The sequence below is a fragment of the Geodermatophilus saharensis genome (genome assembly GCF_900188205.1).
Lineage (GTDB): Bacteria > Actinomycetota > Actinomycetes > Mycobacteriales > Geodermatophilaceae > Geodermatophilus > Geodermatophilus saharensis.
Genome location: NZ_FZOH01000001.1, coordinates 702,003 through 728,306, shown reverse-complemented (window position 1 = coordinate 728,306; position 26,304 = coordinate 702,003). Strand labels below are relative to the sequence as shown.

The following is a 26,304-nucleotide window of genomic DNA, read 5'->3' as shown; positions in this document are numbered from 1 at the left end:
CGCCGGATACGACGCCGACCCGCGCACCCGCCCGATCAGGTGGCCCCGTCCAGGGCACCGCCCCGAGCCCGCGAGGGGTGGGGAGGACGGGGTCCTTCTACTCCGGGAGGAGGTACTGGGCCGCCTCGCGGACGTGGGTCATGGCCGCCCGGGCGTAGCCGGGGCTCGCCCCGGCCAGGCCGCACGCCGGGGTGAGGGTGACCGCGGCGTGCAGGTCGTCGGCGGGGAAGCCCAGCTCGCGCCACCAGGCCCGCAGCCGCGAGGCGGTCGCCCTGGGCGCCGGCAGCGGCGCGTCGGTGCCGGGCACGACGCCGGTGAACAGGTGGGTGCCGGCCTCCACGGCGGACCCGAGCGCGTCGAGGTCCTGCACCAGGCCGAGGTCGAACGACAGCGCGGCCGCGCCGGCGGCGCGCAGCAGGTCCAGCGGCGCCCGGTTCGCGCAGCAGTGGACGACGACCGGAGCGGGGACCGCGGCGACGACGGCGGCCAGCTCGGACTCGACGTCGGGCGCGGCGACGGCGGGCAGCCGGCCGAACCCGCTCGCCGTCGGCAGTGCCCCCTGCAGCACCGCGGGCAGGGAGGGCTCGTCGAGCTGGACGACGACCCGCGCGCCGGGCACGCGGGCCGACACCGCGGCGACGTGCGCGGCGATGCCCTCGGCCAGCGACTGCCCGAGGTCCCGCCGGGCGCCGGGGTCGACGACGGCCCGCTCGCCGCGCTCGCGCTCCAGCCCCGCGGCCAGCGTCCAGGGACCGGCCGCCTGGACCTTGAACGGTCCCCGGTGGGGCTCGGCGACGTCGTGCAGGGCGTCGAGGTCGCGGCTCATGAGCTCCTGGGCCCGGCGCAGGTCGATCCCGCCGCGCGGCACCAGCCGCCAGCCGCCGGGGGTGAGGTCGACGGCGAGGTCGACGAGGAGGGCGGCGCTGCGCCCGATCAGGTCGGCGCCCGGGCCGCGCGCGGGCAGCTCGGGCAGGTGCGGCAGCTCGGGCAGCTCGCCGAGGACGACCCGCAGCGCCTCCGCCGGGTCGGTGCCGGGCAGCGACCCGACGCCCGAGGCCGGCCCCCACGGTGCGGGGACCGGCCTCGGGTCGGGAGTGGTCTCGGGCTCGGTCGGGGTGGCCACGGCGGCGACGCTAGTACCGCCGCCGCCGTGCCCCGGTCGCCCGGGTGGTGCGGTCGGTCAGATCGCCGTGCCGTGGTTCGCCGGCGGCGGGCTGACCGGGGAGTTGGCCTCGAAGTAGGCCACCAGGGTGTCGACGTCGACCGGGCCGACGGTCAGGCCCGTGCCGCCGGCGAAGGTGGTGAACGAGTCACCGCCGGCGGTGAGGAACGAGTTGGCCACGACGCGGTAGCTGGCCGCCGGGTCGATGGTCACCCCGTCGAGGGTGATCGAGGTGTCGACGACCCGGTCGCCGTAGGGCAGGTCGAGGTCGTAGGTGTAGGCGAAGCCCTCGGACGTGCCCAGGATCAGCTGGCTGTTGCGCGGGCCGCCGTTCAGCTGGAACTGCTCCTCCAGCACGTCGTCGATCTGCGCGCCGGTCAGCGTGATCGCGTTGACCGTGTTGCCGAAGGGCTGCACGTTGAACAGCTCGCCGAAGGTCACCTCGCCGGCCTCGATGTTGGTGCGCACGCCGCCGGGGTTCATGAAGGCGATGACCGGGTTGCCGAACTGGTCCTGCTGCATGGCCTCGAGCTGGGCCTGGGCGACCAGGTTGACGATCGGCTGCTCCGCGTTGCGGCCGGCCGACCCGGCGGTGCCGATGGTGGCGGCGGCCTCACCGACGACGACGTTGCGGGTCTCGGCGGCCCGAGCGTTCCAGTAGTCGACGATCGCCTGGACCTCGGGGTCGGCGGCCGTGCGGGTCACCGGGACGTTGGTCGCCGCGTAGGTGGCCCGCCGGTCGACGTCGCCGGTGTTCGGGTTGAGCGTCAGCCGGATGTCGGTGACCAGGCGACCGTAGAAGCCGGCCTGGGTGACCAGCCGGGGCTGGCTGCCGCGGACGGGCAGCAGGCAGTTGTAGGCCTGGTGGGTGTGCGCGCTGACGATGAAGTCGACGTCCTTGTCGATGCGTGCGTTGATGTCGACGATCGGGCCGGTCAGGTCGGTGCAGTTGTTCGCCGTCGCCGCGGCGTTGGGGTCGCTGACCGACCCGCCCTCGTGGACGAGCACCCCGACGGCCCGGATGCCCTGCTTCTTGAGCTCCTTGGTCCAGCGGTTGACCGCGTCGGCCTCGTCGATGAACTCGACGTCGGCGACGCCGTCCGGCGAGACAATGGTCGGGGTGGTCTCGGTGACGACGCCGATGAGGGCGACCTGCTGCCCGCCGGCGACGTCGAAGACCTGGTACGGCGGCAGCATCGGCTCGCCGGTCTCGCGGGAGACGACGTTCGCGGCCAGGTACGGGAACTGCGCGCCCTCGAACGCGTGCTCACCGGTGCCGAAGCAGCCGTCCACGCCCGGCTCGATGCCCTCGCAGGCCGTCACGTCGTCGGTGTAGGTGCCGTCGGTCGCGGCCGAGATGCGCCGCAGCTCCTCGGTGCCCCGGTCGAACTCGTGGTTGCCCACGGAGGAGACGTCGAGGCCCATGGCGTTGAGCGCCTCGATGGTCGGCTCGTCCTTGTAGACGCTGGACTCGAACGGCGAGGCGCTGATCAGGTCGCCCGCGCCGACGAAGAACGAGTCCGCCGACCCGCCGTTCTGCTGGGCGAACTGCGCCTGCAGCGCCTCGACGGTGGCCGCGACGTGCTGGGCGCCCCCGACCGGGACGGTCACGTCGTCGGTGTTGCCGTAGACGTTGTCCGGACCGGGCGAGGTGGCCAGCGCGCCGTCGGCCCCGCTCGGCGGGGTGATCCGGCCGTGGAAGTCGTTCATCGCCAGGAGCTGCACCGGGACGGGCGGCTTGGGCGCGGCCTGCGCCGCGGCGGGGACGGCCAGCAGGCCGGCCGTGGTCGCGGCCGCGACGGCGGCGGCGAGGGGGTAGCGCGTTCGGCGCAAGGGGGTCCTCCGGAGGACGTGCGGGTCCGGGCCGCCGGGGGCGACGGCCGGGGCGGGTGTTCCGAGCCGGGCTGCACACGCACACGCAGGACGTGGCTCGCCGCACACCGTAGGTGACGAACCGTTCCGGCACCAGATCGCTCCGGTGACGCCGCGGTGACGTCCCGGGGACACCTCAGGGACGCGCGACCGCCGCCTGGCCGAGCACCAGGTCACCGCGGACCGGGTCGGGAGCGTAGAGGACGGCCGACTGCCCGGGAGCGACCCCGCGCTGCGGCTGCTCCAGCGCCAGCACCAGCCCGCCGCCGGGGCCGGCGGTGACCTGGCAGCCGACCGGGGCACCGTGGGCCCGCAGCTGCACCTGCGCCCGCAGCGGCAGCTGCGGGGGCGGGCCGGTCCAGGTGGGCCGGCCGGTGCGGACGACGTCGACGCCGGCGAGGTCGGCGGTGCCGACCGTGACCGTGCGCGTCACCGGTTCGATGGACAGCACGTACCGCGGCCGCTGGTCGCCGACGGCGACGCCGAGCCCCCGCCGCTGGCCGACGGTGAACCCGTGGGTGCCCTCGTGCGTGCCGAGGGTGGCTCCCGTGGCGGCGTCGACGACGGGGCCCGGCCGGGCGCCGAGCCGCCGGGTGAGGAAGCCGCGGGTGTCGCCGTCGGGGATGAAGCAGATGTCGTGGGAGTCGGGCTTGGCCGCCACCGCGAAGCCGCGCTCGGCGGCGATCGCCCGCACCCGCTCCTTGGTCATCGAACCGAGCGGGAACGCCGCGCCGGCCAGCTGCTCGGCGGTGAGCACACCGAGGACGTAGGACTGGTCCTTGGCCGCGTCGACCGAGCGGCGCAGCCGGCCGCCCTCGAGCCGCGCGTGGTGACCGGTGACGACGGCGTCGAAGCCCAGCGCCCGCGCCCGGTCGAGGACCGCGGTGAACTTGATCCGCTCGTTGCAGCGCAGGCACGGGTTGGGCGTGCGGCCGGCGGCGTACTCGGCGACGAAGTCGTCGACGACGTCCTCGGTGAACCGCTCGGCGAGGTCCCAGACGTAGAACGGGATGCCCAGCTCGTCGGCGACCCGGCGCGCGTCGTGGGCGTCCTCGACGCTGCAGCAGCCCCGGGCGCCGCTGCGCAGCGTCTGCCGGTCCGGCGAGAGCGCCAGGTGGACGCCGGTGACGTCGTGGCCGGCGTCGACGGCCAGGGCGGCGGCGACGGCGGAGTCCACGCCGCCGCTCATCGCGGCGAGCACGCGCACCGGTGGCTACCTCCCCGCCCGGCGGGCGCGCTCGACCACGGGGGCGATCACGGCCAGCAGGGCGTCGACGTCGTCGTCGGTGCTCGTCGTGCCGAGGCTGAACCGCAGCGAGCTGCGCGCCCGGGCGGCCTCCGCGCCGACGGCGGTGAGCACGTGGCTGGGCCGGGCGACCCCCGCGCTGCAGGCCGAGCCGGTGGAGCACTCGATGCCGCGGGCGTCGAGCAGCATGAGCAGCGCGTCGCCCTCGGCGCCGGGGAAGGACAGGTGCGCGTTGCCCGGCAACCGGCCCGGGCCGCCGGCGACGACGTCGTCCAGCGGGGCGCCGTTGAGCTGCGCGTCGGGCACCTGCTCGAGCACGCCGGCCACCAGCCGGTCGCGCAGCGCCGCCAGCCGCGCGGCCCGCTCCGGCCGGGAGGTGACGGCGGTGGTGGCGGCGACGGCGAGGCCGACGATGGCCGGGACGTCGAGCGTGCCCGAGCGGACGTCGCGCTCCTGGCCGCCGCCGTGCAGCAGCGGCGTGCACTCGGCCTCGCGCCGCAGCAGCAGCGCGCCGGCGCCCATCGGGCCGCCGAGCTTGTGCCCGGTCATGGTCAGCGCGTCGACGCCGCTGGCGGCGAAGTCGACCGGCACCTGGCCGACGGCCTGCACCGCGTCGGTGTGCAGCGGCACCCCGACCGCGTGCGCCACCTCGGCCAGGGCCGCGACGTCGCTGACCGTGCCGATCTCGTTGTTGGCCCACATCACGCTGGCCACCGCGACGTCGGACCCGTCGCCCAGCGCCTCGGCCAGCGCGTCGGGCGTGATCCGCCCGGTGGGCTCCAGGCGCAGCCAGGTGACCTCGGCGCCCTCGTGCTTGGCCAGCCACTCGGCGCTGTCGAGGACGGCGTGGTGCTCGGCGGGGCTGACCACCAGCCGGCGGCGGCGGGAGTCGGCCTCCCGCCGCGCCCAGAACAGGCCCTTGACGGCGAGGTTGTCGCTCTCGGTGCCGCCGCCGGTGAACAGCACCTCCGACGGGCGGGCGCCGAGGACCTCGGCCAGCCGCTCCCGGGACTGCTCGGCTTCCCGCCGCGCGGCGCGGCCGGCGGCGTGCAGCGACGAGGCGTTGCCCACCCGGCCCCACTGCTCGGTCATGGCGGCGAGCACCTCGGGGAGCACCGGCGTGGTCGCCGCGTGGTCGAGGTAGGTCACCGGCCCAGGTTAGTCGCGCGCGACGAACCCGCCCGGGCGAGCGCGACCGTCCGCCCGGCCACCCGGGCACCCAGCAGCGCCGGGAGGGTCAGCACGGCGACCGCCGCGAGCACGGCGGGCCACAGCGGGCCGCCGGCGTCGGCCGCGCCGGCCACCAGGACCCCCGAGAGCCCGACGCACAGCGCCGACGCGGTCACGTCGGAGATCTGCAGGGCGGCCGAGTTGGCCCCCCGCTCGGCCTCCGGCGACTGGTCGAGCAGCAGCACCCCGACGCTCGGCATGCCCAGGCCCATGCCGACCCCGGCCAGTGCCCACGTGAGGTACGCCGGCCACCCGCCCAGCGCGGGGACCGCCGTCGTCGCCGTGGCGGCCAGGCCCGTCGCCAGCACGAGGCACCCGAGCCGGAGCACCCGCTGGCGCGGGACGTCCGGCCGCCGCCCCTGCAACTGGGCGGCGACCACCCAGCCGACGGCGCCGGCGGTCAGCGGGAGCCCGGCCGTGGCCGCGCTCCACCCGTGCTGCTCGGTCAGGACGAGCGGCAGCAGGGCGTCCATGCCGAAGAAGGCGCCGGCCATCAGGCCGCGCGCGGCGACGACCGCCGGGATGCCGGGACGGGCCCGGACGGTGCCGCGCGGCAGCAGCCGGCGCAGCGCGGCGGCCAGGCCGGCCGCGCCGAGGACGGCGATGCCGACGGCGGCGAGGTCCAGCCGCTGCGCGGCGTACTGCAGCGCCGCGATGCCGCCGCCGGCCAGCAGCGCCCACGCCACCCGGCCGCGCCCGCGCGGGGCCGCCTGCCCGACAGGAGGTGCCTCGCCGGGACCGGCGGTGAGCAGCAGCGCGAGACCGGCCGCGACGAGGGGAACCAGCCCCAGGAAGACCGCCCGCCAGCCGACGTGCGTGGTCACCAGGCCGGCGGCCAGCGGCCCGACGAGCGCCGGCAGCACCCAGCCCGCGGCGAAGGCGCCGAACAGGCGGGGGCGCAGCCGGGAGGAGTAGGCCTGCCCGGCGACGACGTAGAGCAGCACGATGACCACGCCGGCCCCGAGCCCCTGCACGGCACGGCCGAGGACGAGCACGGCCATGTCCTGGGCGAGGCCGGCGACCACGAGTCCCGCGGCGAACGCCACCACGCCGGCGAGGACGCCCGGCCCCGGTGGCCGCCGGTCCCCCACCTCGCCGCCGAGGACCATCCCGACGACCGAGGCGACCAGGAAGGCGCTGAACGGCCACGCGTACCAGGCGACGCCGTCGAGCTCGGCGACCGCGCGCGGCATCGCCGTCCCGACGGCCATCGCCTCGAAGGCGACGAGGGTGACGAGGGTCAGCAGGCCGATCGTCGTCCGCCGGTGGGCGGCGTCCCAGATGCTCGCCCCGGTGGGGTCCCGCCCGTCCACGTCCGCCCGTCCTCGGTCCCGTCCCCGCAGACGCGTCGAGCGCCGGCCCCGCGGGGCCGGCGCTCGACGTGCTGGTGCTGCTAGCCCCTGCGGGCCCGGATCAACTCGGTGGCCTTCGGGGTGACCTGGAACAGGTCACCGACCACGCCGAAGTCGGCCAGCTCGAAGATCGGGGCCTCGGGGTCCTTGTTGACGGCCACGATCGTCTTCGACGTCTGCATGCCGGCGCGGTGCTGGATCGCACCGGAGATGCCGACGGCGATGTAGAGCTGCGGCGAGACCGTCTTGCCGGTCTGCCCCACCTGGAAGCTGTGCGGGTAGAAGCCGGAGTCGACCGCGGCGCGGGAGGCACCGACGGCGCCGCCGAGGGAGTCGGCCAGGGCCTCGATGAGCGCGAAGTTCTCCGCGCTGGCCACCCCGCGGCCACCGGAGACGACGATCGAGGCCTCGGTGAGCTCCGGCCGGTTGCTCTTCTGCTCGACGACCTTGTCGACGACGCGGGTCAGCTTCGCCTTCTCGGACAGCGCGACCTCGACCGGCACGGTCTCCCCGGCGGCCGGCGCCGGCTCGGGGGTGACCGAGTTGCCGCGCAGGGTGTAGATCGGGGTGCCGACCGTGACCTTCGAGTGCACGATCTGCGCCCCGGCGAAGATCACCTGGGTGGCGGTGCCGTCCGGGGCGATCTCGGTGACGTCGGTGAGGAAGCCGCTGCCGGTCTTCAGCGCCAGCCGGCCGGCGACCTCCCGGCCCTCCGGGGAGGAGGGGATGACGACGGCGGCCGGCGACACCTGCGCCACCAGCTGCGCGAGCACCTCGGCCTTGGGGGCGACGAGGTACTCGTCGATCTCGGGGGACTCGGCGGCGTAGACCTTCGCCGCGCCGTACTCGGCGAGCTGCTCGCGCGCACCGGCGGCCACGCCGGGGCCGCCGGCGACGACCGCCGAGACCTCACCGAGCGCGCGGGCGGCGGTGAGCGCCTCGAGGGTGCCCTTGCGGACGGTGCCGTCGGCCGGGTTCAGCTCGACGAGGACCAGCACCTCAGAACCGTTGACCTCTGCCATGGGTGTTCAGTCTCCTCTTCGCTGCGATCGCCGGCCGGGTCAGACGAGCTTCTGCTCGGCCAGGAAGCCCACGAGCTTCTCCGCGCCGTCGCCCTCGTCGGTCACCTTGACGCCCTCGCCCTTCGGCGGGCGGCCGGTGACGTCGACGACCGCGCTGGTGGCGGTGGCCAGGCCCACGCTGGAGGGGTCGACGCCGAGGTCGGCCAGCGACTTGGTCTCCACCGGCTTCTTCTTGGCGGCCATGATCCCCTTGAAGGAGGGGTAGCGCGGCTCGTTGATGGTGTCCCAGGTGGACACGATGGCCGGCAGCGGGGCCTCCAGCGCCCAGAAGCCGCCGTCGGTCTGCCGCTCCACCTTCACCGTCGAGCCCTCCACGGTGAGCTTCTGCGCGCCCGACAGCTGCGGGATGCCCAGCCGCTCGGCCAGCAGCGCCGGCATGACCGCGACCTGGCCGTCGGTCGAGGTGGCGCCCATGAGGACGAGGTCGTACTCGAGCTGCTGCAGCGCCGCGGCCAGGACCCCGGAGGTCTGGATCGCGCACGAGCCGTGGATGGCGTCGTCCTGCACGTGGACGGCCCTGTCGGCGCCCATCGACAGCGCCTTGCGGATCGCGTCGGTGGCGCTGGCCGGGCCGACGGTCAGGATGGTGACCTCACCGCCCTGCGCCTCCTTGACCTGCAGCGCCTCCTCGATGGCGTACTCGTCGATCTCGTTGATGACGTTGTCCGCGGCGGCGCGGGCCACGGTGTTGTCCGACGGGTCCAGCGAGCGCTGGGTGCCGGAGTCGGGGACCTGCTTGACCAGAACGACGATGTTCATCGCCAGACCTACCTCCGCGATCGGTCATGGGGGACGCGGACCCGAGGGCCCGCCTGGCTCCGATAGTGGAGGCTACTGCCGGGTAACGGGGCGCCGTGCCGGGGTGCCGGTGACCCCGCTCACGCCGTCCACCGGCCGGTCGCGCAGAACTCCTCGAGGACCGCCGCGTACGGCGCCGGGTCCAGCCCCTGCGCGGCCACCCAGGCGTCGGAGTGGTAGGTGTGCGCGTACCGCTCGCCGCCGTCGCAGAGCAGGGTGACGACGCTGCCGGTGCGCCCGGCGGCCACCATCTCGGCGATGAGCCGGTACGCGCCCCACAGGTTGGTGCCGGTGGAGCCGCCGGCCCGCCGCCCGGTCGCCCGCTCCAGGTGCCGCACCGCCGCCAGCGACGCGGCGTCGGGGACGCGGATCATCCGGTCGACCACCGACGGCAGGAACGACGGCTCCACCCGCGGCCGGCCGATCCCCTCGATCCGCGACGGTGTGCCGGTGGTCCACGCCGGCTCGTCCTCCACCCAGCCGGGGAAGAACGCGGAGTTCTCCGGGTCGACGACGGCCAGCCGGGTCGGGTGCCGCCGGTAGCGCAGGTACCGGCCGAAGGTGGCGCTGGTGCCGCCGGTGCCCGCGCCGACGACGACCCACTCGGGCACCGGGTGGCGCTCGAGGGCCAGCTGCTCGAACACCGACTCGGCGATCGTGTTGTTGCCCCGCCAGTCGGTGGCCCGCTCGGCGTGGGTGAACTGGTCGAGGTAGTGCCCGCCGCACTCGTCGGCCAGCCGGCGGGCCTCGTCGTAGACGTCGGAGGCACGCTCGACGAAGTGGCAGCGGCCGCCGGCGAACTCGATCAGCGCGACCTTCTCCGGGCTGGTGGAGGCCGGCATGACCGCCACGAACGGCAGGCCCAGCATCCGCGCGAAGTAGGCCTCGCTCACCGCCGTCGACCCGCTGGAGGCCTCGACGACGGTGCTGCCCTCGGTGATCCAGCCCGAGCACAGCGCGTGCAGGAACAGCGAGCGCGCCAGGCGGTGCTTGAGGCTGCCGGTCGGGTGGGTCGACTCGTCCTTGAGGTAGAGGTCGACGCCCCACTCCGGCGGCAGGGGGTGCACCAGCAGGTGGGTGTCGGCGCTGCGCACCGCGTCGGCCTCGACGACGGCGATGGCCCGCTCCACCCACGCGCGCCCGGCGGGGTCGGACCGGTCGACGTCGACGACCTCGGGACCGGGCGGCGGGTGCTGGCTCACGCGGCCATCCTCGTGCACGCCGGCGCCCCTCCCCGCGGACACTGCGCCCGCGGACACTGTGTCGCCGGGCGCTGGCGGTGCGACGGGGCGCGCGGCGTCCGGTGCCGGGGCGGGTCGGACCGGGCCCGGGAGGAGGCGGTGGGCTCCCTACGCTCCGGCGCGCACCCCGATCCCCTGCCGGTGACGGCCGCCCGCGGTGGCCCGGCCGACCAGCCGAGGAGCCCCGATGTCGCGCGATTTCGGCCCCTACGTCCTGGAGGAGCTGATCGGGACGGGCGGGATGGGCGAGGTGTGGCGGGCCCGCGACACCCGCCGTCAACGGCTCGTGGCGCTCAAGCTGCTGCCCGAGAACCTCAACGGGGACCCGGAGTTCGCCAGCCGCTTCCGGCGCGAGTCGCACGTCGCGGCGCGGCTGCGCGAGCCGCACGTGGTCCCCATCCACGACTACGGCGAGATCGACGGCCGGCTGTTCATCGACATGCGGCTGGTCGACGGCCGCGACCTCGGCGACCTGCTCCGCGAGGGCCCGCTGCCGCCGGCCCGGACGGTGGCGCTGCTGTCCCAGGTCGCCGACGCCCTGGAGGCCGCCCACGCCGACCACCTCGTGCACCGGGACGTCAAGCCGAGCAACGTCCTGGTGACACCCACCGACTTCGTCTACGTCGTCGACTTCGGCATCGCCCGCTCCATCGGCAGCACCCGGACGTCGCTGACGATCACCGGGGCCACGGTCGGGACGCTGGACTACATGGCGCCCGAGCGCTTCACCGACCAGCCGATCGACGGCCGGGTCGACGTCTACTCCCTGGCCTGTGTCCTGGCGCAGTGCCTGACCGGACGCCGCCCCTTCCGCGGCGAGGACCTGCCCGCGCTGCTCTACGCCCACCTCTACGCCGACCCGCCCCGGCCCAGCGAGCTGGTGCCCGGCGTCCCCCCGGCGCTCGACGCGGTCATCGCCCGCGGCATGGCCAAGCGACCCGAGGACCGCCACCCGACGCCCCGCGCGCTGATCGAGGCCGCTCGCCGCGCCCTGGAGCCGCCCGCCGCACCACGGTCCGGGACCTCCTCGACGGCCACCGTGCCCGCGAGCACGGTTCCCGCCGCGACCGCCGTCCTGGGCGTGCGCTCGGGCGACGGCACGCACAGCTCCGTGCAGCAGCTGCCCGCGGTCCCGTCCCGCACCCCGGCTGCCCGGCGCCCGGGACGGCGGGCCGCGCTGGTGGCCGCGCTCGTCCTCGCCCTGGTCGCCGCGGGCCTCGCGGTCCTCCTGTGGCCCCGCGACGACGGCGGGGCCGACGCGGCCGGGACCCCCTCCGGCTCGCCGGAGAGCACCCTGGCCCCCGAGGGCACCGCCCCGGCGCCCACTCCGAGCGGGCCGCCGCCGGCCAGCCTCGCGGTGCCGACCCGCCTCGGCGACCCCATCCGCGTCCCCCCGACGCCGGGCTACCTCGCGATCGCGCCCAACGACCGGTACGCCTACGTCACCCACCGCGACGCGGGCGTGGTCAGCGTCCTCGACCTGACCTCGCTGAGCGTGAGCGCCGAGATCCCCATCGAGGCCGGGCCGCCCCGGTTCGTCACCTTCTCCCCCGACGGCAGCCGGGCGTACGTCACCGTCTACGACGACGCGGACACCGTGCACGCGGTCGTCGTCGTCGACACGGCCACCACCGAGGTGCTGCAGACGGCCCCGGTCGGGCTGCGGCCCTACGCCCCGGAGGTCTCCCCCGACGGCACGCGGCTCTACGTCCCGCTGCACGAGGAGGCGCGGGTCCAGGTGCTCGACACCGCCAGTGGCGAGGAGGTCGACTCCTACCCCGTGGCGCCGAACCCGCACTGGATCGCCGTCTCCCCCGACGGCCGGCGCGCCTGGGCGGCCAACCACGAGTCCGGCGTGCTGTCCGTGCTCGCCCTGGACGACGGCGGACGGGTGCTGCAGGAGATCCCCGCCGGCGTCGCCCCGCACAGCGTCGCGCTCTCGCCGGACGGCAGCCGCGTGGCCGTCGTCTCCTTCGGCAGCCACGAGATCCGCCTGGTCGACGCCGCGACCGACACCCTCCTGGACACCGGTCCCGTGGGCCGCAGCCCGCAGGACGTGGCGTGGGCGCCCGACGGCCGGCACCTCTACACCACCGACGTCGACGGGAACACCATGTCGGTGGTGGACGCCGCGACGCTCGACGTCACCGCCTCCCCGACCCCGGGCACGTCGCCGACGAGCGTGGCCGTGTCCGCGGACGGGCAGCGGGCCTACGTCACCAACCTCGACGACGCCACCGTGGTGGTCTACCGGCTCACGGCGTGACCGGGGCGGCGGCCTCGACCAGCACCGGCCGCTCGGCGGGGGTGACGGTGACCGGCGTGCCGGGCGTGAGGCCCTGGCTGCCGGCGCTGGGGACGTCGGCCTGCACCTCGACGCCGTCGGGCAGCGCGACCGCCAGCCGCGTGGTGGCGCCGGAGAACGTGCGGGTGACGACGCGGCCGGCGCCCTGCGGGTCGGCCCCGACCGCCAGCGCCTCCGGGCGGACCAGCGCGAACGCCGGGCCGGGCGGCGGCGGAGCGCCGAGCACCTCGCGGCGGACCCCGAGGAACTCGACGTCGCCGTCGCCGAGCACGGCCGGGATGCGGTTCATCGTGCCGACGAAGGAGGCCACGAACGCCGTGGCGGGGCGCTCGTAGAGCTCGTCGGGCGAGGCGACCTGCTCCAGCCGCCCGGCCCGCATGACGCCGACCCGGTCGGCCACCGACAACGCCTCGGCCTGGTCGTGGGTGACGAACACCGTGGTGGTGCCGAGCTCGAGCTGGATGCGGCGGATCTCCTCGCGCAGCTGCACGCGCACCTGGGCGTCGAGGGCGGAGAGCGGCTCGTCGAGCAGCAGCACCTGCGGGGCGACGGCGAGCGCGCGGGCCAGGGCCACCCGCTGCTGCTGGCCGCCGGAGAGCTGGTGGGGGTAGCGGCTCCCGCGGTCGGCCAGGCCGACCAGCTCCAGCAGCTCGGCGGCGCGGGCGGCCCGCTCGGCCCTGCCCCGGCGGCGCACCCGCAGGCCGTAGGCGACGTTGTCGGCCACGGTCATGTTCGGGAAGAGGCTGTAGGCCTGGAACACCATGCCGACGTCGCGCCGGGCCGGCGGGAGCCCGGTGACGTCGCGGCGGTCGAACCACACCCGCCCGGCGTCGGGGACCTCGAAGCCGGCGATCGCGCGCAGCGCCGTCGTCTTGCCGCAGCCCGAGGGCCCGAGCAGGGCGAGGAACTCGCCACCGGCGATCTGCAGGTCCAGCCCGTCGAGGGCGAGCACCCCGCCGTAGCGGCGGGTCAGCCCCTCGAGCCGGACGGCGACGCCGGGGGCCTCCCGCAGGTCGGCGGGGGCGGAGACCCGGGAGCCCGGGCGGACGGCGGTCATGCGGGGTCCTCCTCGCGGCGCCGGCGGTCCAGCGCGGAGATCAGCAGAAGCAGCGCCCAGGTGAGCAGCAGCGAGAGCACCGAGACGGCGACCGACAGCTGCGGCTGCGAGCCGGAGATCCGCACGATCCAGGTGGGGAAGGTCTCGAAGCCGAGGATGTTGGCGACGGTGAACTCGCCCAGCACCAGCGCCAGGGTGAGGAAGGCGGCGTTGAGCACCGACGTCCGCAGCACCGGCAGCACCACGGTGAGCACCACGCGGGGCCAGGACGCGCCGAGCACCCGCGCGGCCTCGGTCAGCGTGCGCAGCTGGGCGCCGCGCACACCGGCGTCCAGCGCCCGGTAGACGAACGGCAGCGCCAGCACGACGTAGACGAGCACGAGGATCCACGGCAGCGCCGGCTCCTGCAGGGCGAAGAACGCCTCGGCCAGCGGGGTGCCGAAGAAGTACTCGGGCGCCCACGCGAGCACGCTGCGCACGCCCACCACCAGCGCGATCGGCGGCAGCAGCAGCGGCACGAGGGTGAGCAGCTCCACCAGCGGCCGCAGCCGAGGCAGGCGCAGCTCCACCAGCAGCACGGTGGGCACCATGAGCAGCAGGGCGATCAGCACGGTCAGCGCGCCCAGGGCCAGCGAGCGGCCGAAGTTCTCCGCGAAGCCCTCCGCCGACGGGATGCCCGCGTAGACGTCGGCGCTGACCCCGCCGCGTCCCCGGTCGCGCACGGTGAACCACACCGAGGCGCCCAGCGGCACGAGGAAGTAGACGCCGAGGACGGCGAACACGACCCAGCGCCACCAGCCGCGACCCCTGCGGGCGGGGCGGGCCGGGGTCTCCGGCTCGACGCCGCCGGAACCGGTGACCGCCGCGGTGGACAGCCCGGTCGACGTCGCCGGTCCGGCGGTGGCGCTCACGACGGCCCGCTCACGACAGCCACCGCGACGTGCGCCGCTGGACCCAGGTGTAGAAGACCATCACCAGCCCGACGAGCCCGACCATGCCCAGCGCGAGCGCCTTGCCGAGGTTCTCCGCGCCGACGACGACGTTGCTCGACAGCGAGTCGGCGATCTGCAGCGTCACCAGCGGCACGCTGCTGCCCACGAGCGCCTTGGCCGTGGCGTAGGCGGCGAACGCGGACGCGAACAGCAGCACCGTGGCGCCGAGGACGGGCGGGGCGAGGACGGGGCCGCCCACGTACCGCCAGTACTGCCAGCCGCCGGCGCCGGACACGTCGGAGGCCTCGCGCCACTGCGGGCGCAGCGCCTCGATCGCCGGGAGGATCGTTAGCACCATGAGCGGGACCAGGAAGTACAGGTAGACCACCGCCAGGCCGGTCGTCGAGTACAGCGAGAAGCCGTCCAGCCCGAGCGGGCCGGTGAGCAGCGCGGTGACCACCCCGGCGGTGCCGATGGTGGCGATGAAGGCGAAGGCCAGCGGGATGCCGCCGAAGTTGGCCAGCACGCCCGAGGCGGTGAGCACCAGCCGGCGCAGCAGCCGGCCCCGGCGGGAGCGCGCGACGGCGAACGCCAGCGCCAGCCCGAGGACGGCGCCCAGCACGGCGGTGACCGCCGACAGCTGCAGGCTGCCGAGGTAGGCGCGGGCGTAGGCGCCGCCGGTGATCGTGCCGATGTTCGCCGTCGACCAGGACTCCTCGAAGGTGACCGGGTCGACCGCGCGGAAGGCCTCGACCGCCAGCACGCCCACGGGCAGCAGGAGGAAGACCGCGACGTAGAGCAGGAACGGGACGATCCCGAGCGCGGACAGCAGGCTGCCGCGCCGGCGCCCCCGGGGGGACGCCGGCGCGGCAGCGGGGACGACGGTGCTCAGCCGGAGATCTCCTGGTTCCAGCGGGTGGCCACGACCTGCTGCGCGGCGCTCTCCTGCTCCTGGGTCGGGAAGTCCGCGGTGCCCTCGACCGGCGGCAGCGCGGCGAGCGCCTCGGCGTCGGCCGTGCCGGCCTCCTCCATCGCCGGCAGTCGCACCGGCCGGGCGCCGCCCCGCAGCCAGATGTTCTGGCCCTCGTCGCTGTAGAGGAACTCCTGCCACAGCCGCGCGGCGGCCGGGTGCGGCGCGTAGGCGCTGATCGCCTGGCTGTAGTAGCCGCCGAAGAGCCCGTCGCTGGGCACGTTCACCTGCCAGTCGACGCCCTGCTCGGCGAACGTCGCGGTCTGCGCGGCGTTGAGGTAGTCCCAGTCGATCGACAGGGGCGTCTCGCCGCTCTGGATGGTCGCCGGGGTGATCTCGACGGGGTTGAAGTTGCCGACGTCCTTCACCTGCTTGAAGAAGTCGATGCCCGGGCCGATGTCGTCGAGGTCCCCGCCGTTGGCCAGCGAGGCCGCCCAGACGCCGGCGAAGGCCGCCGCGGCCTGCGTCGGGTTGCCGTTGAGGGCGACCTGGCCGGCGTACTGCGGGTCGAGCAGCTGCTCGAACGAGGTCGGGCACTGCGCGATCACCGAGGCGTTGCAGCCGATGGAGATGTAGCCGCCGTAGTCGTTGTACCAGTGCCCCTCGGGGTCCTTCTGGCCCTCGGGGATCTCGTCCCAGGTCTCCACCTGGTAGGGCGCGAGCAGGTCCTGGGCCTGCGCCTGCCGGGCGAAGGCGGTGCCGAGGTCGAGGACGTCGGGCGCGCGGTCCTGGCCGCGCTGGCTCTCCACGGCGTTGAGCTCGTCCTGGCTGGAGCCGGTCGGGTTGGCCTCGTCGATCTCGATGCCGTACTTCTCGCTGAAGGTGTCGAGCATCTCGCCGTAGTTGGCCCAGTCGCGGGGCAGCGCGATGACGTTGAGCGTGCCCTCCTCCTGCGCGGCCTCGACGAGGGCGTCCATGCCGCCGAGGTCTTCGGCCGAGCGGGCGCCGGCCGCGTCGGTGCCGCCGCCGGAGCCGCTGCCGCTGCCGCCGTCGTCACCCCCGCCGCAGGCCGACAGCACGAGGGTCGCGGCCGCCAGCACGGTCGCGGTCCTCAGGGTGGGGGTGGGTCGCACGGGTCCTCCAGGGGAGCGGTGGGTCGGCCGGGGCGGCCTCGCGGATGGTGACAGAACCGCACCGTCCCGAGGGGCCGATCCGGGAACGGCGCGGGGAACACTCGGCGTCGGCGGGCTCAGCGGCCGCTGAAGGTGGCCTTCCCCGGCCCGTTCTCGAGGAACGAGCGCATGCCGGTCTTCTGGTCCTCGGTGTCGAACAGCCCAGCGAACAGCCGGCTCTCCAGCTCCAGGCCGCCGTCGAGCGGCAGGTCGAGCCCCTCGTCGACCGCCCGCTTGGCGGCGGCCAGGGCCAGCGGCGGGCCGGCGGCGAACTTCCGCGCCATCGCCACCGCCGTCGGGTAGACCTCGCCGTCGGGGACGACGGCGTCGGCCAGGCCGATCTCCAGCGCCTCCTCGGCGCCGACGTGCCGGCCGGTGAACACCAGGTCCTTGGCCTTGGCCGGGCCGACCAGTCGGGCCAGCCGCTGGGTGCCGCCGGCGCCGGGGATGACGCCGAGCAGGATCTCCGGCTGCCCGATCTTCGCGCCGGCGCCCATCACCCGGAAGTCCGCGCACAGCGCGAGCTCGTAGCCACCGCCGAGGGCGTACCCGGTGATCGCGGCGATGACCGGCTTGGGGACGCGGGCCACGGTGGTGAAGCTGTTCGTCAGCTCGCGGCCCCAGGCGACCATCGACCGCCCGTCGAGCTGAGACATCGCCTTGATGTCGGCGCCGGCGGCGAACACCCGCTCGCCGCCGTACAGGACGACGGCGCGCACGTCGGCCCGCTCGCCGGCCTCCAGGGCAGCGGCGCGGACCTCGGTGTGCAGCTGCTCGTCGATCGCGTTCATCTTGGGGCGGTCGAGGCGGATGGTGCCGACCCCGTCCTCGACCGACAGGGTCACGAACTGCGGCGCTGCTGACATGCCGGGCACCCTAGCCAGGCCGCCCGGCCGGGGGTGCTCAGCCGCGGCGGCGGGCGGTGAACCGGCCGTCGGAGCGCTCCAGGCGCAGCGGCAGCCCGAAGGTGGTCGACAGCGCCTCACCGGTGACGACCTGCGACAGCGGGCCGGAGGCGACGACGGCGCCCTCGCGCAGCAGCAGCGCGTGCGTGTAGCCCGGCGGGATCTCCTCGACGTGGTGGGTGACCAGCACCTGCGCCGGGGCGTAGAGGTAGCGGGCGAGGTCGGACAGCCGGCTGACGAGGTCCTCGCGGCCGCCGAGGTCCAGACCGGCACCGGGCTCGTCGAGCAGCAGCAGCTCCGGGTCGGGCATCAGCGCGCGGGCGATCTGGGCCCGCTTGCGCTCGCCCTCGCTCAGCGTGCCGAAGGGGCGGTGGGCGATCGCCTGCACCCCCCACTGCTGCATGAGGGTGGCGGCCCGGGTGAGGTCGTGGATGTCGTAGCGCTCCCGGCCCCGCCCGACGACGGCGTACCCGGCCGACAGGACGACGTCGCCGGTCCGCTCCCCCGGCTCGATGCGCTGGGCGAGTGCGGCGCTGGTCAGCCCGATCCGGGGGCGCAGCTCGAACACGTCGACCGCGCCCATCGTCTCGCCGAGCAGCCGCACCTCGCCGCGGGTCGGGTGCAGGTGCGCGCCGGCCAGCTGCAGCAGCGTCGTCTTGCCCGCGCCGTTGGGCCCGAGCACGACCCAGCGCTGCTCGGGCAGGACCGTCCAGTCGACGCCGCGCAGCAGGTACGAGGTGCCGCGGACGACGTCCACACCGCGCATCTCGACGACCGGCTCGGCTCCGGCGGGCCGGGGGGACACTCCACCGCTGGAGACGGCGCTGCTCGACACGGCCCCATCCAACCAACTGCCCTGATCCCTCCGCCCGACGGACGGACCGTGCAGTATCGGCGGGTGATCACCGCCGACGACAGCCCCGACGACGCGGACGTGTGGCCGGGGTCCCCCGCGCCGCTGGGCGCGCACTGGGACGGCACCGGCACCAACTTCGCGGTGTGGTCGGCCGGGGCGACCGCCGTCGACCTGTGCCTGTTCCACCCCGACGGGACCGAGCACCGCCACCGGCTGCAGGAGACCACCCACCAGGTCTGGCACGGCCGGCTGCCCGGCGTCGGCCCGGGGCAGCGCTACGGCTACCGCGTGCACGGCCCCTACGACCCCGGTGCCGGGTGGCGGTGGAACCCCGCCAAGCTGCTGCTGGACCCCTACGCCCGCGCGGTCGACGGCGAGCAGACCCTCGACCCGGCGCTGTTCGGCTTCCGCCCCGACGCGGGCACGCCCGACGGCCGCGACTCGGCCCCGTTCGTGCCGCGCGGCGTCGTCGTCCACGACTCCTTCCCCTGGGACGGCGACCGGCGGCCGGGCACGTCGTGGTCGGACACCGTGATCTACGAGGTGCACGTCAAGGGCGCGACCATGCGCCACCCCGAGGTCCCGCCGGCGCTGCGCGGCACCTATGCGGGCCTGGCGCACCCGGCGTTCGTCGAGCACCTGCAGTCGCTCGGGGTGACCGCCGTCGAGCTGCTGCCGGTGCACCACTTCGTCAGCGAGCCGCACCTGCTGCGCCGCGGGCTGACCAACTACTGGGGCTACAACTCGCTGGCCTTCTTCGCCCCGCACGCCGCCTACAGCTCGGCGGGGTCCGGCGGTGCGCAGGTCACCGAGTTCAAGGCGATGGTCAAGGCGCTGCACGCGGCCGGCATCGAGGTGGTCCTCGACGTGGTCTACAACCACACCGCCGAGGGCGACGCCACCGGCCCGACGCTGTCGCTGCGGGGCATCGACAACCCCGGCTACTACCGGCTCGACGGCGCCAACCCGGCCCGCTACACCGACTACACCGGCTGCGGGAACACCCTCGACGTCCGCCGACCGCAGGTGCTGGCGCTGCTCATGGACTCGCTGCGCTACTGGGTCACCGAGATGCACGTCGACGGCTTCCGGTTCGACCTCGCCGCGGCACTCGCCCGCTCGATGCACGACGTCGACCGGCTCTCGGCGTTCTTCGACGTCGTCCACCAGGACCCGGTGGTCAGCCAGGTCAAGCTGATCGCCGAACCGTGGGACATCGGTGAGGGCGGCTACCAGGTGGGCAACTTCCCGCCGCTGTGGACCGAGTGGAACGGCCGCTACCGCGACACCGTGCGCGACGTCTGGTCCGGGGCGCACGTCGGCGTGCGCGACCTCGCCTACCGGCTGACCGGCTCGTCGGACCTCTACCGCTCCGACGGCCGGCGCCCCTTCGCCAGCATCAACTTCGTCACCGCCCACGACGGGTTCACCCTCGCCGACCTGGTCACCTACGAGCGCAAGCGCAACGAGGCCAACGGCGAGGACAACCGCGACGGCGAGAGCCACAACCGCAACTGGAACTGCGGCGTCGAGGGGCCCACCGACGACCCGGCGGTGCAGGCGCTGCGGGCGCGGCAGGTGCGCAACCACCTGGCCACGCTGCTGCTGTCCACCGGCGTGCCGATGCTCACCGCCGGCGACGAGCTCGGCCGCAGCCAGGGCGGCAACAACAACGCCTACTGCCAGGACAACGAGGTGTCCTGGATCGACTGGGACGGCGTCGACGCGGACCTGCTGGCCTTCGTCCGCCGGCTGCTGCGGGTGCGCCGCGACTCGCCGGTGCTGCGCCAGGAGGCGTTCTTCGAGGGCCACGAGATCCCCGCCACCGGCGGCACCCGCGACGTCGCCTGGTTCGCCCCCGCCGGCGGCCAGCTGACCACAGGAGACTGGTTCGACGCCGACCTGCAGACGGTCGGCATGTACCTCGACGGCCGCGCGATCCGGCACCGCGACCCCTACGGCCGGCCGGTGGTCGACGACTCCTACCTCGTGCAGCTGCACGCCGGGCCCGAGCCGGTCACCGTGCACCTGCCCGGGGCGCCGTGGGCCGACGGCTACGAGTTCGTCGTCAGCACCGAGTACGCCACGGGGGCACCGCCGCGGCCGGCCGTCGTCGCGCCGGGGCCGATCGAGGTCCCGGCGCGCACGGTGTGGCTGCTGCGGGTCCTCCGCCGCCCCGCGTGACCAGGTGAGCTGATCGTGCTGCGTCCTGGCTCACCGTCGACGGTGAGCCAGGACGCAGCACGGTGAGCCGGGACGGCGGCCCTCCTGCAGGGTCCCGCCGCGAGCGTGCGAGCGGTGGGGGCAGGGAGGGCCTTCGTCAGTCCTGCGGCTGCTCGTAGGTGATGACCGTCCAGCCGAGCAGCAGCCGGTCACCGTCGGCGAGCGGGTGGGCGACGCCGGGCTCGAGCTGGGTCCACTCGGTGGCCTCCGGCCCGGCGACGTGCGTGCCGTTGAGCGAGCCGAGGTCGGTCAGCGTGACCTCGCGGCCGGTGCGCTGGATGGCCGCGTGCGCCGAGGACAGCACGTTCTGCGTGTCGGCGATCGGCACCGGCCGGGCGTTGCCCGAGGTCACCAGCTCGTGGCTGTCGGGCCGGCGGCCGAGGACGAGGTCCTCGTCGACGGTGACGACCAGGCCGTCGTCGAAGCGCAGCACGGGGGCCGAGGCGGTGTCGGGCTTCCAGAACGCCGTCTCCTCGCCCTCGTCGGCGCGGGCGGCCGACCCCACGACCGAGGAGCCGGAGGAGCCGTAGGACGGCGTGCCCGAGGCGGCACCGTAGGAGGAGGAACCGGCGAAGCCGGCGTCGGAACCGGCCGTGAACGACGACGGCGCGGCGGACGCCGGCGCCGCGGCGGCGCCGGCGTGGGCGGGCGCGGCCAGGTGCAGCAGCGCGCCGGACCCGGGGACGGTGCCGGTGTGCAGGTCGTAGGCGACACCGGGCGGCATCGACGGCGCGGCCTGCCCGGGGCCGACGTAGAGGGTGCCGCCCAGCGGGAAGCCGGCGGCCACGGTGCACCCGTCGGCCGGCTGGCCGGAGACCGGGACGCCGTCGACGGCGGGCTGCCCCTTGCCGGCCCACAGCGCGACGCCGGTGCCCGAGCCGCCCTCGGAGTCGACGAGGACGAGGGCGAAGGACGCCGAGCTGCCGCCGAGCGCGGGGACCTGGGAGGCCACCGCGGCCAGCACGCGGTCGGCGCCGGGGCCGGCGACGCCCAGGCAGGCGTGCAGGGCGGCGACGAGGGCCGGCGAGCCCGGAGCGTCGACCCAGAGCAGTCCCCCGCCGCGTCGTGCGACGACGGCGTCTCCGGGCAGGACTTCACAGCGGTCGGGCATGCGCGCCAGCCTAGTGACCTCGGCCGGTAGTGGGCGGCCCGGTGACACCGCCACGCCGGTCGCCGCTGCCCCTGGGGGCGCTGCGACCGGCGTGACGGGTGGGTCGCCGGCCCTTCCCCTATGCGCTGCGGACCAGGCCCAGCTCCGCGGGGGTGGCCAGGTGCTCGGAGTGCGGCAGCACCCGGACCGTGTACCCGAAGGCGCCGGTGCGCTCCAGCGGCAGCGTGGCGGTGAACCAGTGCCGGGAGCCCTCGGTCTGCTCGTGCTCCATCGGGACCGTGGTGACCTCGTGCAGGCCGTCGGCGTCGTCGACCCGCCCGTAGGCCGCCTGCACCTCGACGTCGGCCGGGGTCAGGTGCGGCAGCTCCACCTCCGCCCGCAGCGCCAGCGTGGAGCCGATCTCCGGGGTGTCCCCGGCACCGGTGGCCTCCACGTGCGCCACGCGCACGCCGCTCCAGCTCTCCAGGATCCGGGCCCGCCAGTGCGCCTCGGTGCGCGCCGGGGCGTAGCCGCCGTCGGCCATCGAGCGGGCCGACCCGGCGGCCGGCACGTACAGCTGCTCGACGTAGTCGCGCACCATGCGGGTGGCCAGCACCTTCGGGCCGGTCTCGCGCAGCGTGTGGCGCACCATCTCCACCCACCGGGTCGGGATGCCGTCGCGGTCGGTCTCGTAGAACCGCGGCAGCACCTGCGTGGACAGCAGGTCGTAGATGGCGCGGGCCTCGACCTCGTCGCGGCGGTCGTGGTCGGCGACGCCGTCGGCGGTGGGGATCGCCCAGCCGTTCTGGCCGTCGAACCACTCGTCCCACCAGCCGTCGCGGATGGACAGGTTCAGCCCGCCGTTGAGCGCGGCCTTCATGCCCGAGGTGCCGCAGGCCTCCAGCGGGCGCAGCGGGTTGTTCAGCCAGACGTCGCAGCCCCAGTAGAGGTAGCGGGCCATCCCGATGTCGTAGCCGGGCAGGAACGCGATGCGGTGCCGGATCTCGGGGTCGTCGGCGAACTTCACCATCTGCTGGATCAGCTGCTTGCCGCCGTCGTCGGCCGGGTGGCTCTTGCCGGCGATGACCAGCTGGATCGGCCGCTCCGGGTCCAGCAGCAGGGCCTTGAGCCGGGCGGGGTCGCGCAGCATGAGCGTGAGCCGCTTGTAGGAGGGCACGCGGCGGGCGAAGCCGATGGTGAGGACGTCGGGGTCGAAGGCGCCGTCGGTCCAGCCGACCTCGGCCTCGGCCGCCCCGCGCGAGAGCGCGGTGTCCCGCAGCCGGCGGCGGACCTCGTCGACCAGCCGGGCCCGCAGCATCCGGCGGGTGGCCCACAGCTCCGACGAGGGGATGCGGTCGACGCCGTCGAAGGAGACCGGCCCGCGGCTCTCGACCGGGTCGCCGGCGCGGGAGGTCTGGGTGCCCAGCTCCACCAGCTCCCGCGCGGTCCACGTGGGGGCGTGCACGCCGTTGGTGATCGAGCCGATCGGCACGTCGGCCTCGTCGAACCCGGGCCACAGGTCGCGGAACATCCCGCGGCTGACGTGCCCGTGCAGCTGGCTCACGCCGTTGGCCCGCTGGCCCAGCCGCAGGCCCATGTGCGCCATGTTGAACTTCGCCGGGTCCTCCTCGGCGCCCAGCGGGATGAGCTGGTCCAGGGGGACCCCGAAGCCGGCGAAGTAGCGCTCGATGAGCGCCCGCGGGAAGCGGTCGATGCCGGCGGGGACGGGCGTGTGCGTGGTGAACACCGTGCCGGCGCGGACGGCCTGCAGCGCCTCGGGGAAGGACAGCCCGTGCGACTCGGTCAGCTCGCGGATCCGCTCGACGCCCTGGAAGCCGGCGTGGCCCTCGTTGGCGTGGAACACCTCCGGCTGTGGGGTGCCGGTGAGCTGGCAGTAGGCACGCAGCGCCCGGACCCCGCCGATGCCCAGCAGCATCTCCTGCCGCAGCCGGTGGTCCTCGTCGCCGCCGTAGAGCCGGTCGGTGACGGTCCGCTCGGCGGGGGCGTTCTCCTCGATGTCGCTGTCGAGCAGCAGCAGCGACACCCGGCCGACCTGCGCCCGCCACACGTGCGCGTGCAGCGTGCGCCCCTCCGGCAGCGGCACGGAGATGACGACGGCGGACCCGTCGGGCTGGCGCAGCAGCTTGACCGGCAGGCCGTGCGGGTCCAGCGAGGGGTAGTGCTCCAGCTGCCAGCCGTCGGCCGACAGGCCCTGCTCGAAGTAGCCGGCCCGGTAGAGCAGCCCCACGCCGATCAGCGGCACCCCGAGGTCGGAGGCGGCCTTGAGGTGGTCGCCGGCGAGGATGCCCAGGCCGCCGGAGTACTGCGGGAGGACCTCGGTGATGCCGAACTCGGCGGAGAAGTAGGCGATGGTCCGCGGGGCGTCGGGGCCCAGCGACTGGTACCAGTGCTCGGCGGACAGGTAGTCGTCGAGGTCGTCGACGGCGTCCTGCAGCCGCCGCAGGAACCGGCGGTCGGTCGACAGCGCCGCCAGCCGCTCGGCGGAGACCTCGCCGAGCACCTTGACCGGGTCGTTGTTGCAGCGGCGCCACAACTCCGGGTCGAGCGCCTCGAACAGGTCGCGGGTCTCCGGGTGCCACGACCAGCGCAGGTTCGTGACCAGCTGGGACAGGGGCATGAGGGCCTCGGGCAGGGCCGCCCGGACGGTGAACCGACGCAGTGCTCGCACGCGGGGAGCCTAGCCAGCGACGCGGGACGGGACAGGTCGGCTCCGGTGCGTCCCACCCCCGTCTCACCCTCCCGGTTCCGGCTCCGCGCGGTCCGCTCCCCCGCCCCGGCGGCCGAGGTGTGGGCGACCCCCGCGGTGGATAGCGTGGCCGGGATGACTCGCCGCACTGACCTCCGCCTCGGCATCACCGATGTCGCCCCCGTCGTGTCCTGCGGGTCCTTCTCGGCCCGCGCCGTGGTCGGTGAGCACCTGCCGGTCACGGCCACCGTGTTCCGCGAGGGCCACGACGCCGTCGCGGCCGACGTCGTCTGGACCGCTCCGGACGGGACGCGCGGCGCGTTCACGCGCATGCGCCGGTACGGCGACCAGCCCGACCGCTGGATCGCGACCGTCGTCCCCGACCGCGAGGGGCGCTGGACCTTCCGGGTCGAGGCCTGGAGCGACCCGCTGGCCACCTGGCACCACGCCGTCGAGGTGAAGATCGACGCCGGGCAGGGCCCCGGGGAGCTGGCCAACGACCTCGAGGAGGGGGCGCGGCTGCTCGAGCGCGTGGCCGCCGACGCCGACGACGAGTGGCGCGGCCGGCTCGGCGAGGCCGTGGCCGCGCTGCGCGACACCTCCCTGACGCTGCACGACCGGGTCGCCCCCGCGCTGGCCTCGGCGGTGCAGCAGTACCTCGACGCGCACCCGGTGCGGGAGCTGGTCACCCCGACCGCCGACCACGAGGTGTGGGTCGACCGGCCGCGCGCCCTGTTCGGCTCCTGGTACGAGTTCTTCCCCCGCTCGGAGGGGCCGGTGGTCGACGGCCGGCCCACGCACGGCACCTTCGCCACCGCCTCCGAGCGGCTGCCGGCGATCGCCGAGATGGGCTTCGACGTCGTCTACCTGCCGCCCATCCACCCGATCGGCACGGTCAACCGCAAGGGCCCGAACACCCCGCAGTACCCCGGCGGGAACCCCAACGAGATCGGCCCCGACGACGTCGGCTCGCCGTGGGCGATCGGCAGCGCCGAGGGCGGCCACGACGCGATCCACCCGCAGCTGGGCACGATGGAGGACTTCCGCGCCTTCGTCACCCGCACCCGGGCGCTGGGCATGGAGGTGGCGCTCGACCTCGCGCTGCAGGCCGCACCGGACCACCCGTGGGTCAAGGAGCACCCGGAGTGGTTCACCACCAAGCCCGACGGCACGATCGCCTACGCGGAGAACCCGCCGAAGAAGTACCAGGACATCTACCCGGTCAACTTCGACAACGACCCCGAGGGCATCTACGCCGAGGTGCTGCGGGTCGTGCGGGTGTGGATGGACGCCGGGGTGCGGGTGTTCCGGGTCGACAACCCGCACACCAAGCCGCTGGACTTCTGGCACTGGCTGATCTGGACGGTCAAGGAGACCGACCCCGACGTGCTGTTCCTGGCCGAGGCGTTCACCCGGCCGGCGATGATGCACCAGCTCGCCCGCCTCGGGTTCACCCAGTCCTACACGTACTTCACCTGGCGGACCGGTCGCGAGGAACTCGAGGACTACGGCCGCGAGCTGGCCGCCAACGCGCACTACATGCGGCCGAACTTCTTCGTGAACACCCCCGACATCCTGCACGCGAGCCTGCAGTACGGCGGGCCGCCGATGTTCAAGATCCGGGCGGTGCTCGCGTCGATGATGAGCCCCACCTGGGGCGTGTACTCCGGCTACGAGCTCTACGAGCACGTGGCGGTGCGGCCGGGCAGCGAGGAGTACCTCGACAGCGAGAAGTACCGGCTGCGGCCGCGGGACTGGGCCGGCGCCGAGGCCGCCGGGCGGAGTCTCGCGCCCTACCTGCGCCGGCTCAACGAGATCCGCCGGCAGCACCCGGCGCTGCAGCAGCTGCGCACGCTCCGGTTCCACCCGGTCGACAACGGCAACCTGATCTGCTTCTCCAAGACCGACCCGGGCTCGCAGGACGCCGTCCTCGTCGTCTGCGCGCTCGACAGCCACAACCGGCAGATCGGGACGACGTCGCTGGACCTGCCCGCGCTCGGGCTGGACTGGCACGAGCGCTTCGCCGTCACCGACGAGCTCACCGGCGCCCGCTACGACTGGGGCCAGTTCAACTACGTCGAGCTGGACCCCTACTGGGAGCCCGCGCACGTCCTCTCGGTGCACCTGCCGCGGCCGGTGACCTGGCCGCCGGCCGTGCCCTGAC

At 75.0% G+C, this 26,304-nt stretch carries 19 protein-coding genes; 3 read left to right on the top strand and 16 right to left on the bottom strand.

Annotation, left to right across the window (positions count from 1 at the left end; genetic code table 11):
- Positions 1–97: 97 nt before the first annotated feature.
- From CHC04_RS03470 to cds1, 8 genes are all read right to left on the bottom strand, one after another.
- The gene (locus CHC04_RS03470; RefSeq protein ID WP_089402448.1) at positions 98–1,123 is read right to left on the bottom strand and encodes a uroporphyrinogen decarboxylase/cobalamine-independent methonine synthase family protein; all 1,026 of its coding nucleotides are present in this window, start codon (positions 1,121–1,123) and stop codon (positions 98–100) included.
- A gap of 57 nt (positions 1,124–1,180) precedes the next feature.
- Positions 1,181–2,995, bottom strand: coding sequence for a bifunctional metallophosphatase/5'-nucleotidase (locus CHC04_RS03465; RefSeq protein ID WP_089402447.1), 1,815 nt, complete (start codon positions 2,993–2,995; stop codon positions 1,181–1,183).
- Between the two features lie 175 nt (positions 2,996–3,170).
- Positions 3,171–4,241, bottom strand: coding sequence for a tRNA 2-thiouridine(34) synthase MnmA (gene mnmA / locus CHC04_RS03460; protein ID WP_217897144.1), 1,071 nt, complete (start codon positions 4,239–4,241; stop codon positions 3,171–3,173).
- A gap of 6 nt (positions 4,242–4,247) precedes the next feature.
- Positions 4,248–5,429 carry a cysteine desulfurase family protein gene (locus CHC04_RS03455; RefSeq protein ID WP_089402446.1) on the bottom strand — a complete coding sequence of 394 codons (1,182 nt, stop codon included), beginning with the start codon at positions 5,427–5,429 and terminating at the stop codon, positions 4,248–4,250.
- Positions 5,426–6,823, bottom strand: a complete 1,398-nt coding sequence (locus CHC04_RS03450; RefSeq protein WP_245816952.1) for an MFS transporter — start codon at positions 6,821–6,823, stop codon at positions 5,426–5,428. The genes CHC04_RS03455 and CHC04_RS03450 overlap by 4 nt, the downstream gene beginning before the upstream one ends.
- An 80-nt stretch (positions 6,824–6,903) precedes the next feature.
- Positions 6,904–7,884, bottom strand: coding sequence for an electron transfer flavoprotein subunit alpha/FixB family protein (locus CHC04_RS03445; RefSeq protein ID WP_089402444.1), 981 nt, complete (start codon positions 7,882–7,884; stop codon positions 6,904–6,906).
- Between the two features lie 39 nt (positions 7,885–7,923).
- Complete coding sequence (locus CHC04_RS03440) at positions 7,924–8,703, bottom strand: electron transfer flavoprotein subunit beta/FixA family protein (protein ID WP_089402443.1); 780 nt, start codon at positions 8,701–8,703, stop codon at positions 7,924–7,926.
- 119 nt (positions 8,704–8,822) lie between these two features.
- Complete coding sequence (gene cds1, locus CHC04_RS03435) at positions 8,823–9,944, bottom strand: L-cysteine desulfhydrase Cds1 (RefSeq protein ID WP_089402442.1); 1,122 nt, start codon at positions 9,942–9,944, stop codon at positions 8,823–8,825.
- A gap of 226 nt (positions 9,945–10,170) precedes the next feature.
- Between cds1 and CHC04_RS03430 the strand changes: the two genes are divergently transcribed.
- Positions 10,171–12,249, top strand: a complete 2,079-nt coding sequence (locus CHC04_RS03430; RefSeq protein ID WP_089402441.1) for a protein kinase domain-containing protein — start codon at positions 10,171–10,173, stop codon at positions 12,247–12,249.
- Here the strand turns inward: CHC04_RS03430 and CHC04_RS03425 are convergent.
- The 6 genes from CHC04_RS03425 to CHC04_RS03400 all read right to left on the bottom strand — a co-directional run bounded on the left by CHC04_RS03425 (position 12,239) and on the right by CHC04_RS03400 (position 18,099).
- Positions 12,239–13,345, bottom strand: coding sequence for an ABC transporter ATP-binding protein (locus tag CHC04_RS03425; RefSeq protein ID WP_089402440.1), 1,107 nt, complete (start codon positions 13,343–13,345; stop codon positions 12,239–12,241). The genes CHC04_RS03430 and CHC04_RS03425 overlap by 11 nt on opposite strands.
- Positions 13,342–14,256, bottom strand: a complete 915-nt coding sequence (locus tag CHC04_RS03420) for an ABC transporter permease subunit (protein WP_245816951.1) — start codon at positions 14,254–14,256, stop codon at positions 13,342–13,344. The genes CHC04_RS03425 and CHC04_RS03420 overlap by 4 nt, the downstream gene beginning before the upstream one ends.
- 10 nt (positions 14,257–14,266) lie before the next feature.
- Entirely contained in the window at positions 14,267–15,046 is a 780-nt protein-coding gene (locus CHC04_RS03415) for an ABC transporter permease (protein ID WP_245816950.1), read from the bottom strand.
- A gap of 119 nt (positions 15,047–15,165) precedes the next feature.
- Entirely contained in the window at positions 15,166–16,320 is a 1,155-nt protein-coding gene (locus tag CHC04_RS03410) for an ABC transporter substrate-binding protein (protein ID WP_176449804.1), read from the bottom strand.
- A gap of 116 nt (positions 16,321–16,436) precedes the next feature.
- Positions 16,437–17,225 (bottom strand): enoyl-CoA hydratase/isomerase family protein, encoded by a 789-nt coding sequence (locus tag CHC04_RS03405; RefSeq protein WP_089402439.1) that lies wholly within the window; start codon positions 17,223–17,225, stop codon positions 16,437–16,439.
- A gap of 37 nt (positions 17,226–17,262) precedes the next feature.
- A complete protein-coding gene (locus CHC04_RS03400; RefSeq protein ID WP_245816949.1) occupies positions 17,263–18,099 on the bottom strand; it encodes an ABC transporter ATP-binding protein in 837 nt (278 codons plus the stop codon).
- 63 nt (positions 18,100–18,162) lie between these two features.
- Between CHC04_RS03400 and glgX the strand changes: the two genes are divergently transcribed.
- Positions 18,163–20,304, top strand: coding sequence for a glycogen debranching protein GlgX (glgX, locus tag CHC04_RS03395; protein ID WP_245816948.1), 2,142 nt, complete (start codon positions 18,163–18,165; stop codon positions 20,302–20,304).
- A 136-nt stretch (positions 20,305–20,440) separates the two neighbouring features.
- On the opposite strand, the gene CHC04_RS03390 is transcribed toward glgX, so the two are convergent.
- Positions 20,441–21,454 (bottom strand): FHA domain-containing protein, encoded by a 1,014-nt coding sequence (locus CHC04_RS03390; RefSeq protein WP_089402437.1) that lies wholly within the window; start codon positions 21,452–21,454, stop codon positions 20,441–20,443.
- Positions 21,455–21,572: 118 nt separating this feature from the next.
- Positions 21,573–24,122, bottom strand: a complete 2,550-nt coding sequence (gene glgP / locus CHC04_RS03385; RefSeq protein ID WP_089402436.1) for an alpha-glucan family phosphorylase — start codon at positions 24,120–24,122, stop codon at positions 21,573–21,575.
- Between the two features lie 153 nt (positions 24,123–24,275).
- Here glgP and CHC04_RS03380 point away from each other — a divergent pair, with 153 nt between their 5' ends.
- Positions 24,276–26,303, top strand: coding sequence for an alpha-1,4-glucan--maltose-1-phosphate maltosyltransferase (locus CHC04_RS03380; protein WP_089402662.1), 2,028 nt, complete (start codon positions 24,276–24,278; stop codon positions 26,301–26,303).
- The last annotated feature ends 1 nt before the right edge of the window (position 26,304 follow it).